12 protein-coding genes are annotated in these 16,488 nt (G+C 72.4%); 7 read left to right on the top strand and 5 right to left on the bottom strand.

Annotated elements, in window-relative coordinates:
- Positions 1-16: 16 nt before the first annotated feature.
- Positions 17-1,690 (bottom strand): FAD-binding dehydrogenase, encoded by a 1,674-nt coding sequence (locus tag ACZ4N4_RS42820; protein WP_467599492.1) that lies wholly within the window; start codon positions 1,688-1,690, stop codon positions 17-19.
- Between the two features lie 17 nt (positions 1,691-1,707).
- Entirely contained in the window at positions 1,708-2,388 is a 681-nt protein-coding gene (locus ACZ4N4_RS42815; RefSeq protein WP_467599438.1) for a TetR/AcrR family transcriptional regulator, read from the bottom strand.
- Between the two features lie 119 nt (positions 2,389-2,507).
- Between ACZ4N4_RS42815 and ACZ4N4_RS42810 the strand changes: the two genes are divergently transcribed.
- The 3 genes from ACZ4N4_RS42810 (at position 2,508) to ACZ4N4_RS42800 (ending at position 5,217) form a co-directional block, all read left to right on the top strand.
- A complete protein-coding gene (locus ACZ4N4_RS42810) occupies positions 2,508-3,134 on the top strand; it encodes an alpha-ketoglutarate-dependent dioxygenase AlkB (RefSeq protein WP_453577913.1) in 627 nt (208 codons plus the stop codon).
- A gap of 88 nt (positions 3,135-3,222) precedes the next feature.
- Complete coding sequence (locus ACZ4N4_RS42805; protein ID WP_453577910.1) at positions 3,223-3,972, top strand: MBL fold metallo-hydrolase; 750 nt, start codon at positions 3,223-3,225, stop codon at positions 3,970-3,972.
- 9 nt (positions 3,973-3,981) lie between these two features.
- Positions 3,982-5,217 (top strand): DUF4032 domain-containing protein, encoded by a 1,236-nt coding sequence (locus ACZ4N4_RS42800; protein ID WP_467599436.1) that lies wholly within the window; start codon positions 3,982-3,984, stop codon positions 5,215-5,217.
- A 1-nt stretch (position 5,218) separates the two neighbouring features.
- On the opposite strand, the gene ACZ4N4_RS42795 is transcribed toward ACZ4N4_RS42800, so the two are convergent.
- Positions 5,219-6,088 (bottom strand): universal stress protein, encoded by an 870-nt coding sequence (locus ACZ4N4_RS42795; protein ID WP_467599433.1) that lies wholly within the window; start codon positions 6,086-6,088, stop codon positions 5,219-5,221.
- A gap of 184 nt (positions 6,089-6,272) precedes the next feature.
- Here ACZ4N4_RS42795 and ACZ4N4_RS42790 point away from each other — a divergent pair, with 184 nt between their 5' ends.
- The 4 genes from ACZ4N4_RS42790 (at position 6,273) to ACZ4N4_RS42775 (ending at position 12,806) form a co-directional block, all read left to right on the top strand.
- The gene (locus ACZ4N4_RS42790; RefSeq protein WP_453577901.1) at positions 6,273-7,949 is read left to right on the top strand and encodes an NAD(P)/FAD-dependent oxidoreductase; all 1,677 of its coding nucleotides are present in this window, start codon (positions 6,273-6,275) and stop codon (positions 7,947-7,949) included.
- On the top strand, positions 7,946-9,424 hold the full coding sequence (locus ACZ4N4_RS42785) for an ATP-binding protein (protein WP_467599430.1): 1,479 nt from the start codon (positions 7,946-7,948) through the stop codon (positions 9,422-9,424). Before ACZ4N4_RS42790 ends, ACZ4N4_RS42785 begins: the two co-directional genes overlap by 4 nt.
- Complete coding sequence (locus ACZ4N4_RS42780) at positions 9,421-9,774, top strand: UBP-type zinc finger domain-containing protein (protein WP_467599427.1); 354 nt, start codon at positions 9,421-9,423, stop codon at positions 9,772-9,774. Before ACZ4N4_RS42785 ends, ACZ4N4_RS42780 begins: the two co-directional genes overlap by 4 nt.
- A gap of 164 nt (positions 9,775-9,938) precedes the next feature.
- Positions 9,939-12,806, top strand: a complete 2,868-nt coding sequence (locus ACZ4N4_RS42775; RefSeq protein WP_467599424.1) for a helix-turn-helix transcriptional regulator — start codon at positions 9,939-9,941, stop codon at positions 12,804-12,806.
- An 18-nt stretch (positions 12,807-12,824) separates the two neighbouring features.
- On the opposite strand, the gene ACZ4N4_RS42770 is transcribed toward ACZ4N4_RS42775, so the two are convergent.
- Positions 12,825-14,057, bottom strand: a complete 1,233-nt coding sequence (locus ACZ4N4_RS42770) for an SGNH/GDSL hydrolase family protein (protein ID WP_467599421.1) — start codon at positions 14,055-14,057, stop codon at positions 12,825-12,827.
- A complete protein-coding gene (locus ACZ4N4_RS42765) occupies positions 14,054-16,399 on the bottom strand; it encodes a glycosyl hydrolase family 95 catalytic domain-containing protein (protein ID WP_467599419.1) in 2,346 nt (781 codons plus the stop codon). The genes ACZ4N4_RS42770 and ACZ4N4_RS42765 overlap by 4 nt, the downstream gene beginning before the upstream one ends.
- Positions 16,400-16,488 lie beyond the last annotated feature (89 nt).

Genomic DNA, 16,488 nt, shown 5'->3' with positions numbered 1-16,488 from the left:
CGGGAGGCTCCCCGGCCTAGGCCGTCTGCCGGGCCGCCGCGCGTCCCGCCGCCCGGCCCGAGAACAGGCAGCCGCCGAGGAACGTGCCCTCCAGCGCGTTGTAGCCGTGCACACCGCCACCGCCGAAGCCGGCCACCTCACCGGCCGCGTAGAGCCCGTCGATCGGTTGCCCGTCGGCGCCCAGGGCGCGGGAGTCCAGGTCGGTCTGGATGCCGCCGAGGGTCTTGCGGGTGAGGACGTGCAGCTTGACGCCGATCAGCGGCCCGGCGGCCGGGTCGAGGATGCGGTGCGGGGTGGCGACCCGGCCGAGGCGGTCGCCGATGTAGCGGCGGGCGTTGTGGATGCCCTGGACCTGGGAGTCCTTGCTGTAGGAGTTGTTGATCTGCAGGTCGCGGGCGACGATCTGGCGGCGTACCTCGGCCGCGTCCAGGAGCGCCTTGTCGGTCAGCCCGTTCATCTTCTCCACGAGCTGGTCCAGGGACTTGGCGGTCACGAAGTCCGCGCCCTTGTCGACGAAGGCCCGCACCGGGCCCGGGGCGCCCTTGCCGAGCAGCCGGTCGCGCAGCACGGCCTTGCGGTCCTTGGCGGTGATGTCGGGGTTCTGCTCGGAGCCGGAGAGCGCGAACTCCTTCTCGATGATCTTCCGGGTGAGGACGAACCAGGAGTGGTCGTGTCCGGCGATGTCCTCGGTGGTGCGCAGGTACTTGAGGGTGCTGAGGGTGTCGTAGCCCGGCAGGCAGGGGTCGGGGAGCCGGCGGCCGAGGGCGTCCAGCCAGATCGAGGACGGGCCGGGCAGGATGCGGATGCCGTGGCCGGGCCAGACGGGGTTCCAGTTCTGGATGCCCTCGGTGTAGTGCCACATGCGGTCGCGGTTGACCAGGCGTACGCCTGCCTCGGCGCTGATGTCGAGCATGCGGCCGTCCACGTAGGCGGGGACGCCGGTGACCATCTCGGCGGGGGGTGTGCCGAGGCGCTCGGGCCAGTAGCGGCGGACGATGTCGTGGTTGGCGCCGATGCCTCCGGTGGTGACGACGACGGCCTGGGCGGTGAGTTCGAAGTCGCCGACCCGGTCACGGTTGGAGGCGACACCGCGCGGCGAGTCGTCGGGGGCGAGGACCGTGCCGCGCACACCGCGTGCCGCCCCGTCCTCGATGACGAGTTCGTCGACCCGGTGGCGGTGGTGGAAGGTGAGCAGTCCGTCGCGGGCGGCCTGCTTGGCGTACTCGGCGAAGGGTTCGACGACGCCGGTTCCGGTGCCCCAGGCGATGTGGAAGCGGGGTACGGAGTTGCCGTGCCCGGTCGCGCGCAGGTCGCCGCGCTCGGCCCAGCCGACGGTCGGCAGCAGGCTGATGCCGTGGCTCTGCAGCCAGGGCCGCTTCTCGCCGGCCGCGAACTCGACGTAGGCCCGCGCCCAGCGCACCGCCCAGGAGTCCTCGTCGTCCCGGCGGTCGAACTGGGCGCTGCCCTGCCAGTCGTTCCAGGCCAGGTCGAGGGAGTCCTTGATGCCGAGGCGGCGCTGCTCGGGCGAGTCGACGAGGAAGAGCCCGCCGAAGGACCAGAACGCCTGGCCGCCGAGGTTGGCGGCGTTCTCCTGGTCGACCAGGGCGACCCGGCGGCCCTCGCTGGTGAGTTCGTGCGCCGCGACCAGGCCGGCGAGGCCCGCTCCTACGACGATGACGTCCGCGTCCATGGCGACCGTTGCCTTTCTCATTCGGATCCCGGTCGGATCCCGGTCGGATCCCGATCGGAGGATGCGCTCGGGGGTTCGCTTGCGGTGCTGCCGTCGGTCAGCAGCGCGGTGAGCAGTTGCTTGAGCCAGGCGCGGGCCCGGTCGATGTCCTTGTCGAGGAGCAGCTGGGTGGTCACGCCGTCGTACGCGGCGACCACGGCGTGCGCGGCGCCGTCCACCCCGCCGAGCACGGCGGGGATCGGGGCGTGGCTGCGGGCCCGGAAGAGCCGGTCGGCGATGGCCTGCCGCAGCCGGGTCCGGTGGTCCAGGAGCGCCTCGGCGACGGCCGGGTCGCGGGCGGCGTGCACCAGGAAGTCGGTCTTCACCAGCAGCCAGTCCACGTCGAGGAGCAGCACGTCGGTGACGCGGTCCACGGAGGCCGGTACGTCCATGTCCGGCCGGTCCAGGGCAAGGGCCTCGGCGACCTGCCGGGCGATGAGGTCGGCGCGGTCCCGGTAGAGGGCGAAGAACAGCTCGTCGAGGGTGGCGAAGTTGGAGTAGAAGGCGCCCCGGCTGAACCCGGCGGCCTCGCAGACCTCCTCGATGGAGACGCGCCCGAATCCCTTGGCCGCGAACACCGTGAACGCGGCGTCGAGCAGCCGGGCCCGGGTCTGCACCCGGCGCCGGGTCACACGCTGGGGCGCACCGTCCACTGCCATGTCCCGACCTCCGTTCGATACACGAACGTATCCGATACATGAACGTATCGAAAGACCTCGGAGCGAGGTCACCATGATCAAATGGGAACACATTTTCGATTCAGGGGTACGCTGGCTCCATGGCCACGCACCTCCAGGGCTCCCTGTTCGACCAGACCGACGAGCTGCGGCTCGGCTCACTCGACGGCGCCGGCCGGACCGAGCTGGGTTCTGGCGCCTGGATCGACGTGCTGCCCGGCTGGCTGAGCGGCGCCGACGCCCTGTTCGAACAGCTGGCGGCGGACGTCCCCTGGCACGCCGAGCGCCGCACGATGTACGACAGCGTCGTGGACGTACCGCGGCTGCTCGCCTTCTACGGCGCGGGCGCCCCGCTCCCGCACCCCGTCCTCGTCGAGGCCCGCGAGGCACTCACCCGGCACTACGCCGACGAGTTGCGCGAGCCGTTCACCACGGCGGGGCTCTGCTACTACCGCGACGGCCGGGACAGCGTCGCCTGGCACGGCGACCGCATCGGCCGGGGCGCGCGGCAGGACACCATGGTCGCGATCCTCTCCGTGGGCGCCCCCCGTGACCTGCTGCTGCGCCCGCTGCGCGGCGGCCCCTCGGTCCGGCGCCCGCTGGGCCACGGCGACCTGATCGTGATGGGCGGCTCCTGCCAGCGGACCTGGGAGCACTGCGTACCGAAGACCGCGCGGGCCGCCGGACCGCGCATCAGCGTCCAGTTTCGGCCACACGGGGTGCGGTGACCCGGGTCCCCCGTCGACAGCCGCCCCGGGCCATCTGGTTGGCTGTCCCCCGGTTCGGTCGGGACGCCGCGGGAACGTCGGAGAGAGCATGCGCGCAGAGGTACACGAAGTCGGCAAGGGCATCTACCTGGTGCACGGGCAGCACACCAACTGGGTGATCCTCAAGGACGGGGACGCCGTCACGCTGGTGGACACCGGCTACCCCGGCGACCGGCCGGGGCTGCTCGACTCCCTGGCGGAGGTGGGCAGTTCACCGGAGGCGGTGGCGGCCGTCCTGATCACCCACGCGCACAACGACCACCTCGGCTCCGCCGAGTACCTGCGCGACACCCACGGCACCCCGGTCTATCTGCACGAGGCCGAGGTGCCGCACGCGCGGCGGGAGTTCCTCCAGCAGGTCTCGGTGGGGGCGGTGCTCAAGAACGCCTGGCGGCCGGGTGTGGTGCCCTGGCTGGTGCACGTCCTGCGGGTCGGCGGCACCGAGCAGCACCCGGTGACCGCACCCGAGGCGTTCGCGGTCACGGACGGCCCGCTGGACCTGCCGGGCCGGCCCGTTCCGGTGCACACGCCCGGCCACACCGACGGGCACACCGTCTACCACCTGCCCGACGCCGGGATCGTCATCTCCGGTGACGCCCTGGTCAGCGGCCACCGCACCGCGCGCCTGACCGGCCCGCAACTGCTGCCCGACATGTTCCACCACGAGCGCTCCCGGGCGGTGGAGTCGCTCGGCGTCATCGAGACGCTCGACGGGGACGTGCTGCTGCCCGGACACGGCCCCGTGCACCGGGGATCCGTCGCGGCGGCCGCCCGGCAGGCCCGCGAACGCGCCGTCTAAAGTCGGGCCATGGCCTTGCAGATCAGCGCCACCAACCCGGAGCACCCCGCGCTCCTGCTGGAACTCCCCTGGGACGTCCCGCTGGAGGAGTGGCCCGAGGACTACCTCGTGCCGCTCCCCCGCGGCATCTCCCGGCACGTGGTGCGCTACGCCCGGGCCGGCAGCGAGGTCATCGCCGTGAAGGAGCTGGCGGAGCGCCCGGCGCTGCGCGAGTACGAGCTGCTGCGCGACCTGGACCGGCTCGCCATCCCCGCCGTCGACCCGCTCGCGGTGATCACCGGCCGTACCGACGCGGTGGGCGAACCGCTGGAGTCGGTGCTCGTCACCCGGCACCTGGGCGGCTCGATGCCGTACCGCTCGATGTTCGAGACGACCATGCGGCCGGCCACCATGCACCGGCTCATGGACGCCCTCGCCGTGCTGCTCGTGCGACTGCACCTGGCCGGGTTCGCCTGGGGCGACTGCTCGCTGTCCAACACGCTGTTCCGGCGGGACGCGGGCGCCTACGCGGCTTATCTGGTGGACGCCGAGACCGGCGACCTGCATCCGCAGCTGAGCGACGGGCAGCGGGAGTACGACCTCGACCTGGCCCGGGTCAACATCAGCGGCGAGCTGCTCGACCTGGAGGCGTCGGGGGCCCTGCACCCCTCGCTGGACCCGATCGAGTTCGGGTTCGAGATCTGCACCCGGTACGGCGAACTGTGGGAGGAGCTGACCCGCACCTCGGTGTATCCGGCCGGCAAGTACCACTACATCGAGCGCCGGATCCGACGGCTCAACGAGCTGGGTTTCGACGTGGCCGAGATGCAGATCGAGCACTCCTCCAACGGCGACAGCGTCACCTTCGTGCCCAAGGTCGTCGACGCCGGGCACCACCAGCGCCAGCTGCTCCGGCTGACCGGCCTGGACGCCGAGGAGAACCAGGCCCGGCGGCTGCTGAACGACCTGGAGAGCTGGATGGCCACCCAGGACGACTACGCCCCCGGCGACCCCCTGGCCGCCCGGCCCGAGGTGCTGGCGCACCGGTGGGTGCGGGACGTCTTCCGCCCCACCGTGCGGGCCGTACCGCTGGAGCTGCGCGGCTCCATGGACCCGGCCGAGATCTACCACGAGCTGCTCGAACACCGCTGGTACCTGTCCGAGCGGGCGCAGCACGACATAGGTCTGGACAGCGCGGTCGAGGACTACATCGAGAACGTGCTGCCCAAGGCCCGCGAGACCCTGGAGCCGGTCACTCCCGAATGAGTCAGTCGTGCGGCACCACGGCCACCGGGCAGTCGGCGTGGTGCAGCACCCCGTGCGCGACCGAGCCGATGCGCGCGCCGACCGCCGTGCGGTGGGCTCGCCGGCCGACGACCATCAGCTGGGCCCGGCCGGCCACCGAGAGCAGCACCTGGCCGGCGCTGCCCATCTCCACGTGCTCGGCGACCGGTACGTCCGGGAACCGCTCCCGCAGCGGCCGTACCGCCTCGGACAGGGCCTTCTTCTCGTAGGGCTCCAGCCCGCCGGTCTCGTCCAGCAGCTTCAGCGAGCCCGGGCTGTAGGCGAAGACCGGCGGCAGGGTCCAGGCCCGGACCACGCGGACCGTCGCGCCACGGGCCGCCGCCGTCTCGAATGCGAACTCCAGCACGGCCGCGCTGTCCTCCGCCCCGCCCTGCTGGCCCACGACCACCTCCCGCCCGGCGGCCTCGGCCACGGGCCGGTCCCCGGCACGCACCAGGACCACCGGCCGGGCGGCCTCCGCGATCACCTGCTGCCCCACCGAGCCCAGCAGGAACCCGACGACCGGCCCGTACCCGCGCGAGCCCAGCGCCAGCACCTCGGCCCCGGCGGCCGCCTCGGCCAGTACCTCGACCGCCCCGCCCTCCAGGACGTCGACGCTCACCGCGAGCTCCGGATACCGCCCGGTGATCGCACGCACCGACTCGGCCACCCCGTCCGCCACCCACCCGTGCTGGGTCTCCCGGTCGCCGCCGAGCGCCTCCTGCTCCTCGTAGCGCCAGGCGTGCATCACCCGTAGCGGCAGACCGCGGCGCACCGCCTCCCGGGCCGCCCAGTCCAGAGCCGCGAGGCTCTCCTCCGTACCGTCGACCCCTGCCGTGATCGGGCGTGTCATGCACCGGCCTCCTCGTCGGTTCCGCGTCTGCGTGATCAGTCTTCCGCACGGACGGGTGCCCGCTGTGCACCGGCGTACAAGAGCGAAGGCGGGCGATCGAACATACGATGGGCGGGTGCGGTGGCCGCGCTTCTCCAGGAGGGCCCGCCGTACCGGGAAACCAACGGCTCGGGGTGGGAGACGTATGGCACAGGCTGCCGACGCAGCACGGACCGTCATCATGACCGTGGACGACGACCCGGGGGTCTCCCGTGCCGTCGCCCGGGACCTACGGCGCCGTTACGGCGCGTCCTATCGGATCGTGCGCGCGGAGTCCGGGGAGTCGGCGCTGGACGCGCTGCGGGAGCTGAAGCTGCGCGGCGACCTGGTGGCGGTGATCCTGGCCGACTACCGGATGCCGCAGATGAACGGCATCGAGTTCCTCGAACAGGCCCTGGACGTGTACCCGGGCGCCCGGCGCGTGCTGCTGACCGCGTACGCGGACACCAACGCGGCGATCGACGCGATCAACGTCGTCGATCTGGACCACTATCTGCTCAAGCCCTGGGATCCGCCCGAGGAGAAGCTGTACCCGGTCCTCGACGACCTGCTGGACTCCTGGCGGTGCAGCGACTACAAGCCGGTGGCGGCCACCAAGGTCGTCGGGCACCGCTGGTCGGCCCGGTCCTCGGACGTGCGGGAGTTCCTCGCCCGCAACCAGGTGCCCTACCGCTGGTACTCGGTCGAGGAGCCGGAGGGCCAGCGGCTGTTGGCGGCCGCCGGGGCCGACGGGCAGCGGCTGCCGCTGGTGATCACACCGGACGGCACGCCCCTGGTCGAGCCGGAGGCGCCCGAACTGGCCGCCCGGGTGGGGCTCGCGACCACGCCCACGGCGGACTTCTACGACCTGGTGGTCATCGGCGGCGGCCCGGCCGGGCTCGGCGCGGCGGTGTACGGGGCGTCGGAGGGTCTGCGGACCGTGCTCGTGGAGCGCGCGGCGACCGGCGGGCAGGCCGGGCAGAGCTCCCGGATCGAGAACTACCTGGGCTTCCCGGACGGCGTGTCGGGGGCTCAGCTCACCGACCGGGCCCGGCGGCAGGCCGCCAAGTTCGGCGCGGAGGTGCTGACCGCCCGCGAGGTCACGGCACTTGAGGTCAGCGGGGCCGCCCGGGTGGTGCACTTCGCGGACGGCTCGGCGATCGCCGCGCACAGTGTGATCCTGGCGACCGGTGTGCAGTACCGGCAGCTGGAGGCGGAGGGCTGCCTCGGCCTGACCGGCTGCGGGGTGTTCTACGGCTCCGCGCTGACCGAGGCCGCCTCCTGCCAGGGCCACGACGTGTACATCGTCGGCGGCGCCAACTCGGCGGGCCAGGCGGCCATGTACCTGTCCCGGTTCGCCAAGTCCGTGACGCTGCTGGTGCGCGGCGCCGACCTGTCGGCCTCGATGTCGTACTACCTGATCCAGCAGATCAACGAGGCCCCGAACATCTCGGTGCGCGGCCACACGGTGGTCGACTCCGCGCACGGGTCCGACCGGCTGGAGCGGCTGACGCTCCGTCACTCGGTGAGCGGCGAGACCGAGTCGGTCGAGGCGCAGTGGATGTTCGTGTTCATCGGCGCGGCTCCGCTGACCGACTGGCTCGGCGACACCGTGCTGCGCGACGGGCGCGGGTTCATCCTGGCCGGCCCCGATCTGACGGTCGACGGACGGCCGCCGACGGCCTGGGAGCTGGACCGGCCGCCGTACCACCTGGAGACCAGCGTGCCCGGAGTGTTCGTGGCGGGCGACGCTCGTGCCGAGTCCGCCAAGCGTGTCGCGTCCGCCGTCGGAGAAGGAGCCATGGCCGTGATGCTCGTCCACCGTTATCTGGAGCAGTCATGAGCGGGCAGCTGTGCCCGTGCAGCCCGAAGGAGATCGGCGCGCTCTTCCTCTTCGAGAAGCTGGAGCCGGAGCAGCTGGCGCGGCTGTGCGCCGCGGGCCGGGTCGAGCGGTTCGAGCCCGGTCCGGTCTACACCGAGGGTGAGCCCGCCACCTGCTTCTACGTGATGATCGAGGGCACCGTGGTGCTCTCCCGGCAGGTCGGCGGGGACGACGTCGAGGTCACCCGGACCTCGCAGACCGGGGTGTACGCGGGTGCCATGCAGGCCTACCTCGGGGACCGGGTGCGGCAGGCGTACAACAACTCGATGCGGGTGACCGAGCCGACGCGGTTCTTCGTGCTGCCGGCGGACACCTTCGCGGACATCATGCGCGAGTGGTTCCCGATGGCCGTGCATCTGCTGGAGGGCCTGTTCTTCGGCTCGAAGAACACCCAGGCGGCGATCGGGCAGCGCGAGAGGCTGCTGGCGCTCGGCTCGTTGTCCGCCGGGCTCACCCACGAGCTCAACAACCCGGCCGCGGCGGCCGTCCGGGCCACGTCCACGCTGCGCGAGCGGATCGCGAAGATGCGGCACAAGCTAGCGGTGATCGCCGAAGGGCCCTTCTCGCGGGAGCAGTTGGCCGGGCTGATCGAGATCCAGGAGCGCACCGCCGAACGGGTCGCCAAGGCCCCGGCGATGAGTCCGCTGGAGGCCACCGACCGCGAGGACGCGCTCTCCGACTGGCTCGACGACCACGGCATCGACTACGGCTGGCAGTTGGCGCCGACCTTCGTGCAGGCCGGGCTGGACATCGACTGGCTGGAGCAGGTCTCGGCGGCGGTGGACGAGGAGATCCTGCCGAACGCGGTCGGGTGGCTCAACTACACCATCGAGACCGAGCTGTTGATGAACGAGATCGACGACTCCACCACCCGGATCTCGAACCTCGTCGACGCGGCCAAGCAGTACAGCCAGCTGGACCGGGCGCCGTACCGGGTCGTGGACGTGCACGAACTCCTCGACAGCACCCTGCTGATGCTGTCCGCCAAGATCGGGCAGGACATCCAGGTGGTCAAGGAGTACGACCGTACGCTCCCGCCGGTCCCCGCCTACCCCGCCGAGCTCAACCAGGTGTGGACCAACCTCGTCGACAACGCGGTGTGCGCGATGAAGGACGGTGACGGCGTCGGGCAGGGCACGCTGACCGTGCGGACCGCGCTCGACCACGAGCACCTGCTGGTCGAGTTCCGGGACACCGGGACCGGGATCGCGCCGGAGATCAAGGACCGGATCTTCGACCCCTTCTTCACGACCAAGCCCGTGGGGCAGGGCACGGGTCTCGGTCTGGACATCTCGTGGCGGATCGTCGTGAACAAGCATCACGGCACCATGCGGGTGGAGTCGGTGCCCGGGGACACCCGGTTCCAGGTACTGCTTCCGCTGACCGCCGAAGCGCCCGAGGCAGAGGCGCCCCGATCATCTGAGGAGACGGTATGAGTGGCGACACCGCGATCGACCCGAGCATTCCGCCGAGCGGTGCCGGGTGTGTGGAGTGCGACAAAGCGGGGGGTTGGTGGTTCCATCTGCGGCGGTGCGCGCAGTGCGGGCACATAGGGTGCTGCGACGACTCGCCCGCCAAGCACGCGACGGCGCACTTCCACGAAACGGGGCATCCGATCATTCGTAGTTACGAGCCGGACGAGGGATGGTTCTGGAACTACGAGACGGAGGAAGTGTTCGAGGCGGGACCGGAGTTGGCACCACCGGAGAGCCATCCGGCGGACCAGTCCGTGCCGGGTCCTGCGGAGCGGGTGCCGGAGGACTGGGCGGAGGTATTGCGGGGTTGAGCGCCCAAAGGGGCGGGGGGTCTGTGTGTCTGGCGGGTGCGGGTGGATTGTGGCTGGTCGCGCCCACGCGGCGAAGCCGCATGTGGTACGGCCCCGCGCCCCTCGGGTGTCTCCCGTCGCCCTTCCCAAAAAGGAACTGTCGGCACTGCGTGTGAGGATGGGGCGTGTCGCAGAGATCCTTTTCCACTCCCCTGATCGGGCGCGAGGGCGAACGGGCCCGCCTTGCCAGGGCGCTTGACCGGGCCCGGGACGGCAGTGGGCAGGCCGTGCTGGTCGCCGGGGATGCCGGGGTGGGGAAGACCCGGCTGCTGGACGAGGTGGCCGGCCGCGCGGCTGCCGCCGGGGCCACCGTCGTCGTCGGGCACTGTGTCGATCTCGGTGACGTCGGGCTGCCGTATCTGCCCTTCACCGAGATCCTCGGGGTGCTGGCCGCCGACGCCCGGTTCGCCGCGGCCGTCTCGGCGCATCCGGGGGTGGACCGGCTGCTCGGAGCCGGGTCGGACGCCGCCCGGGACGCGGACGCGCGGCTGCGGCTCTTCGAGGGGGTCACCGGGCTCTTCGCGGACCTCGCCGCGACCACGCCCCTGCTGCTGGTCCTGGAGGATCTGCACTGGGCCGACCAGTCCTCCCGGGACCTGCTGCGGTTTCTGCTCAGCCGGACCGGACCGGCCCGGGGGCTGACCGTACTGGCCTCCTATCGTGCGGACGACCTGCACCGCCGGCATCCGCTGCGGCCGCTCCTCGCCGAGCTGGTGCGGCTGCCCGCCGTGGAGCGCCTTGAGCTCCGGCCGCTCGCCGACGCCGAGGTGACACGGCTGGTGCGGGCCCTGACGGAGCGGCCGCTGTCGGACGCGGCCGTGCGGGACATCGTCGAGCGGGCCGAGGGCAACGCCTTCTACACGGAGGAACTGGTGGCCGCCGCCGACGCGGAGGGGATGCCCTCCGGGCTCGCCGACCTGCTGCTGATCCGGGTCGAGCAGTTGCCGGAGACGGCCCAACGGGTGCTGCGTACGGCCGCGGTCGCCGGGCGCCGGGTGGGGCACGACCTGCTGCGGGACGCGGTCGGGCTGCCGGAGGAGGAGCTGGAGTCGGCGCTGCGGGAGGCGGTCGGACGGCAGCTGCTGGTCCCCGGTGACGGGGACACGTACACCTTCCGGCATGCTCTCGCACGGGAGGCGGTCTACGCCGATCTGCTGCCGGGGCAGCGGTCGCGGCTGCACGGCACCTTCGCGAGGCTGCTCGCCGCGGGCGGGGGCGGCGCGGCGACGGCGGCCGAACGGGCCCATCACTACCGGGAGAGCCACGATCTGCCCGAGGCGCTGGCCGCGTCCCTGGAGGCCGCCGACCACGCCCGGCGGGTGGGTGCCCCGGCCGAGGAGCTGCGGCAGCTGGAGACGGCCCTGGACCTGTGGCCGGCCGTGCCGGGCGAGGCGCGGCCAACGGGTGAGGGGCTGGACCGGGTGACCTTGACGCTGCGGGCCTCGGCGGCGGCCGCGCACGCCGGTGACGCGCACCGGGCGGTGTCCCTGACCCGGGCCGCGCTGGCCGGTACCGGACAGGACGCGGATCCCGAACTCGCCGCCCGGGTGCGCTACACGCTCGCCGGGAACCTGATGACCGTCGACAACCTCGCCGCCGCGTTCGCCTACAGCAGCGAGGCGCTCGCGATGATCCCCGCCGATCCGCCCTCGCGGACCTGGGTGTGGGCGGCGGCCACCCATGTGATGGCGGCCCGCCAAGTCGGCGACGACGACACCGCGCTGCGGGTGGCCCGGCAGGCCCTGGAGGTCGCCGAACGGATCGGTGCCACCGCGGCCCGCGCCGACCTGCTGATCTCCCTGGCCCGCCTCGAAGGCGGCGGCCGCCGCAGCCTGGAGGGGCGTGCCCGGCTCAGGGAGGCCCGCGAGCTGGCCCGGTCGGCCGGGGACGCGCCGGTGGAGATACGGGCGTTGTTCGCCCTGGCCACCGGCTGCTTCGAGGCGGGCGAGTTCCAGGAGTGCCTGCCGTGGATCAACGAGGGGCTCGACCGGGCCCGGCGCTCGGGGCTGCTGTCCTCGCCGTACGCCGCGGAGATGCGGTATCTGCGGCTGCTGGTGCTGTACACGCTGGGGCACTGGGACGAGTGCGTGGGCTCGGCCGACGCCGACCCGGCGCCCGGCTTCGCCAGGGGGCCCGCCCTGTACGTGGCGCTGGCCCGCGGCGAGCCGGATGTCGTGGAGCGGGGCCGGGCCCTGCTCGGGGAGCCCTTCGACTGGATGGGCCGGCTCGTCGGGGGCATCGTGCTCACCGACGCGGCGGCACTGCGCGGTGATCCGGAGGAGGCGGTGGCGGTGATGCGGGACTCGGTCGCCGCGCTGGCCGACGAGTCGGGGCGGCTCGCGGACGTGACGGTCCGGCTGGCGGCTCTGGCACTGGCGGCGGTCGCGGACCGGGCGGCCGAAGTGCGCGGCACCGGCGGCGAGGGCCGTTGGAGGGACCTCGCCGGCGAGCTGGTGGAGTCGGCCCGGGTCTCGGCCGCCCGGCAGGGTCCGGAGGGACAGGCCTGGCTGGCGCGGGCGGAGGCGGAGTGGACCCGCGCGGTGTCCGGGCCGGACGCGGCGGCCTGGGAGAAGACGGTGGCCGCGTTCGCGCACGCCGATGTCTACGAGCTGGCTCGGGTCCGGCTCCGGTACGCCGAGGCCCTGTCGGCCGACGGCCGCCGTGCGGAGGCCGAGGAGCAGGCGCGGGCGGCGCGGGAGACGGCCGTGGCGCTGCGGGCCGTGGTGTTGCTGGAGCGGCTGGACGCGCTCTTCGGCCGGCCCGCCGGGGTCCGGGTCTCTCCGCTCACCGCCCGTGAGCGGGAGGTGCTGCGGCTGCTGGCGCTCGGCCGCAGCAACCGGCAGATCGGCGAGGAACTGTTCATCACCGGCAAGACGGCGAGCGTCCATGTCTCCAACATCCTCGCCAAGGTGGGTGCGGCGAGTCGTACGGAGGCGGTGGCGATCGCCTATCGCGAGGGCCTGATCACCCCGGAGCCGACGGCCCAGGGGTGATCAGGGCATTGCACGGGTTCAGCGGTCGCAGTCGAGACCGGCCAGGTCGACGGAGTCGGCCATGGCCTGCATTCCCTTGTCGTTGGGGTGGATGTGGTCGCCGCCGTCGAGGAACGGCAGCATCCGCGCCTGGTCGTAGGGGCTGCGCAGGATCCGGTCGAAGTCGGCGGTCCCGTCGAACTCCCCGCTGGTGCGGATGTACTGGTTGACCTGCTGGCGTACGGCCTCGCCCGCCGGGTCCCACTCCGACCAGCCCTCGAACGGGCCGACGGTCGAGGCGACCACGCACTTGCCGGCCGCGTGCGCCCGCCGGGCGATCTCCTGGTAACCGGCGATCAGGTCGGCCGCGGTGACCCCGGTGTGGGCCTTGATGTCGTTGACCCCCTCGAAGAGGAAGACGGTACGGACACCCGGCTGGCTGAGGACGTCGCGGTCCAGCCGGTGAAGAGCCGCCTGCCCGGCGCCGTCCGCGAGGACCTGGTTGCCGGAGATCCCCTCGTCGGCCACGCCCTTGACCTCGGTGTCCGCCTTCTGGAGACGGCGGGCGAGGTAGTCGGGCCAGCGGCGGTCGAGGTCGGTGGTGGACGCCCAGCCGTCGGTGATGGAGTCGCCGAGCGCCACCACGGCTCCGGTGGCCGGGTCGGACGGCCGTACGGAGACCGAGTCCAGGTACCACCAGGAGCCGGTGGTCTCCCTCCAGTTGGCGGCGCTCTCCTCGGCGGTGTGGTCGCCCTGGGTGGCGTAGGAGGTCTGCATCGCCATCCAGTGGCCGGTGGCGGGGCCGGCCGCGTCCGGGCTGTGCAGGCTGACGACCAGGTTGCTGCCGGCGGGCAGGCTGCCGGGCAGCGGGTCGCTCCAGGCGGTGGCGCCCGCCGGCACGGTGACCGTGCGGGCGCCGTCGAAGGTGAGCCGCTTGTTGCTGCCCGGCCTGAGGGCGGCGCCCTGGCTCTGCAGTCCCGCCCAGACGCTGTCCAGGGTCAGCGGCCGGTCGCCGAAGGCGTTGGACAGGCGCACCCGCAGTCCGCTGCCGGCGGCGCTGGTGTGCACGACCAGCCGGTAGCCGCGGTCGGCGGTGCCCTGTCCCATCTGGTCGGCGCTGGCGCCCCAGGTGACGACGTCGTGCCGGGCGGAGACGGCGGCCCCGGAGGAGGGCTCCCACACGGGTGCCGCCTGGGCGGGCCCGGTCTGGCAGGCGACCGTCGCCAGCAATACGGCGGCGAGGCCGAGGAGGCGCGCGAACCGGCCGGTCACCGCGCGAGGTCCTTCAGCGTGACGGAAGCGCCGGGCTTCAGCGTGACCGTCCGTGACTTGCCGCCGTAGGCGACCGTCGTCGTGCGGCCGCCGACACTGCGGATCCGGGCCTCGGTCGGCTTGCCGTCGCGCCAGCTCAGGTCGACGACGAAGCCGCCGCGCGCCCCCGCTCCGGTGACCTTTCCGGAGGCGGCCCAGGCGGCGGGCAGGGCGGGCAGGAGTTCCAGGTGGCCGGGGCGGGAGTACAGCAGCATCTCCAGGATCGCGGCCGGGGTGCCGAAGTTGGCCTCGATCTGGAAGATGCCCCGCCCTTCCTCGACCTGGTAGATGTCGAAGAGGTTGGGTGAGGTGCCGTTGCTGCCGTTGTCGGAGGGGCGGAGGTTGCGGACGACGAGCTGGTAGGCCTTGTCGGCGTCCTTCAGGCGGGACCAGCACAGCGAGCGCCAGGCGTTGGCCCAGCCGAAGCTGTCCATGCCGCGGGCGGTGAGCAGGGCGGTGGCGCCCTTGACGATGTCGGCGGGGGTGGAACCGTCGGGGCGGATCCGGTCGCCGGGGAAGAGGTTGATCAACGGCGAGAGGTGGCGGTGGGTGGTCTCGCCGAGGTTGTCCGGGGACATCCACTCCTCCAGCCAGCCGGTCTTGGGGCTCACCACCGGCAGGTAGAGGCGGTCACGGAGCTTGCCGATGGTGTCCGCGTATCCAGCATCCCTCTTCAGCTCGGCGGCCGCAGTCCGGAAGTTGCCGAACAGCATCCACACCTGTTCCTGGGCGTAGGTGATGCCCTTGGCGTCCAGCGGTCCCTGCTCCGGCGACCAGTCGCTGTCCGCGATCAGCACCTCCTTCCCGTCGTCCAGGGTGGTGGTGAGCAGCCGCGCCTCCCAGAACTCGCAGGCGCCCTTGAGCAGAGGGTAGATCTTCTCCAGGTGGGCGCGGGACTGGGTGAACTCGTAGTGCTCCCACAGGCTCTGGCACAGCCATGCGTTGCCCGCCGGGTGCCACCACCAGCCGCCTCCGCCGAAGGGGTTGGTGGAGATGGCGACGGTCCAGCCGGCCACCTTGCCGCTGGAGTTGCGGTAGCGGTTGCGGGAGTCCTGGAAGAGCCGCTGGGTGAGGTCCGTCCAGGACGGGAGCTGGTCGACGCAGTAGTCGGTGTAGGCGTCGAAGCACTGGGACAGGCCGAGCCGGTCGGACATCCAGTAGTTCATCTGGATGTTGATGTCGGTGTGGTAGTCGCCCATCCAGTCCGGGTCGTTGCCGTCCAGCCAGAGGCCCTGGAGGCCCATCGGCAGACTGTCACGCGACCCGGCGATCATCAGGTAGCGGCCGAACTGGGCGTAGGCGGCCTCCAGTTCCGGGTCGGGGTCACCGGTGTCGGCGCGGGCCTGGATGCGCGCCCAGGTGTCGAGTTCGCGCTGGTCGGCCGTCGAGGTGCCGAGCGACAGGTCGAACTGCCCGAACAGCGCCCGGTGGTCGGCGGCGTGGGTACGCAGCAGCGAGTCCGCCGAGTGCCGGGCGGCCGACTTGACCTTGGTGCGGGCGAGCGCCCGCGGGTCGAGGGACAGGTCGCGGTAGTCGGCGGCGGCGTCCGGCGCGTAGTTCGTACCACCGCTGACCACGACCGTCAGCTCCCGGCAGTCGGTGAAGGTGATGTGCGAGCCGCTGACGCGCACGCTGCCACCGCTGCCGTACGCGTTCACGGCGGCCCCGTACTTCAGCCCGTTGGCGAAGGATCCGGCGAACGACTCGGCCGTGCCGCCGGTCTCGCCGTGGGTGCCCTCGAAGGTGAGGGTGCCGGTGTAGCGACCGCCGCCGTCCTGGCTGAAGTGCACCACGATCACGTCGTCGGGGCGGCTGGCGAAGATCTGCCGCCGGTAGGTCACCCCGGAGCGGACGTACGACGCCGAGACCACGCCGTTGTCCAGGTCGAGGGTGCGGCGGTAGTCGGAGACGGCGCCCAGGTCGTGGTCGGGTATCTCGACGACGAGCCGGGCCAGCAGGGTGAGCGAACCGAAGTCGGCGCGGCCGTAGGGGAACTGGCCGTCCGAGTCGAGGGTGTCGTTGAGACCGCCGGTCCACAGGGTGGCGTCGGTGATCAGGAGGAGCTCACGACCGGAGTCGTTGCTCGCGAGGGCACCGAGCCGGCCGTTGCCGACGGGCAGCCCCTGCGTGATCATCGACCCGTCGTCGGCGGGCGCCTGCCACCAGAGCCGGTGACGGGAGGAGGCGAGCGGCTCGGAGGACCGCAGCGGGGCGGCGGAAGCGGTGAAGGAGGGGAGCCCGGCGAGGGCTCCGGTGGCCGCGGCGAGGGCGAGGAAGCTACGTCTGCTGGGGTGATTCTGCATGACGGATCCTTTTGAAGTAAGGGCGAAACATCGCGCCCCTTTCGGGGGCGCGGGGAACTGCGCGGCCGGCCCCCACCGGCCGGCAGTTC

The sequence above is a fragment of the Streptomyces sp. NPDC026538 genome, from assembly GCF_055567535.1.
This window is presented reverse-complemented; position numbering and strand designations above follow the sequence as displayed.

What these genes read in the sequence shown, in the direction of transcription:
- ACZ4N4_RS42820 (WP_467599492.1), bottom strand. Translation starts at nt 1,690, where the DNA reads ATGGACGCGGACGTCATCGTCGTAGGAGCGGGCCTCGCCGGCCTGGTC.
- ACZ4N4_RS42815 (WP_467599438.1), bottom strand. Translation starts at nt 2,388, where the DNA reads ATGGCAGTGGACGGTGCGCCCCAGCGTGTGACCCGGCGCCGGGTGCAG.
- ACZ4N4_RS42810 (WP_453577913.1), top strand. Translation starts at nt 2,508, where the DNA reads ATGGCCACGCACCTCCAGGGCTCCCTGTTCGACCAGACCGACGAGCTG.
- ACZ4N4_RS42805 (WP_453577910.1), top strand. Translation starts at nt 3,223, where the DNA reads ATGCGCGCAGAGGTACACGAAGTCGGCAAGGGCATCTACCTGGTGCAC.
- ACZ4N4_RS42800 (WP_467599436.1), top strand. Translation starts at nt 3,982, where the DNA reads ATGGCCTTGCAGATCAGCGCCACCAACCCGGAGCACCCCGCGCTCCTG.
- ACZ4N4_RS42795 (WP_467599433.1), bottom strand. Translation starts at nt 6,088, where the DNA reads ATGACACGCCCGATCACGGCAGGGGTCGACGGTACGGAGGAGAGCCTC.
- ACZ4N4_RS42790 (WP_453577901.1), top strand. Translation starts at nt 6,273, where the DNA reads ATGGCACAGGCTGCCGACGCAGCACGGACCGTCATCATGACCGTGGAC.
- ACZ4N4_RS42785 (WP_467599430.1), top strand. Translation starts at nt 7,946, where the DNA reads ATGAGCGGGCAGCTGTGCCCGTGCAGCCCGAAGGAGATCGGCGCGCTC.
- ACZ4N4_RS42780 (WP_467599427.1), top strand. Translation starts at nt 9,421, where the DNA reads ATGAGTGGCGACACCGCGATCGACCCGAGCATTCCGCCGAGCGGTGCC.
- ACZ4N4_RS42765 (WP_467599419.1), bottom strand. Translation starts at nt 16,399, where the DNA reads ATGCAGAATCACCCCAGCAGACGTAGCTTCCTCGCCCTCGCCGCGGCC.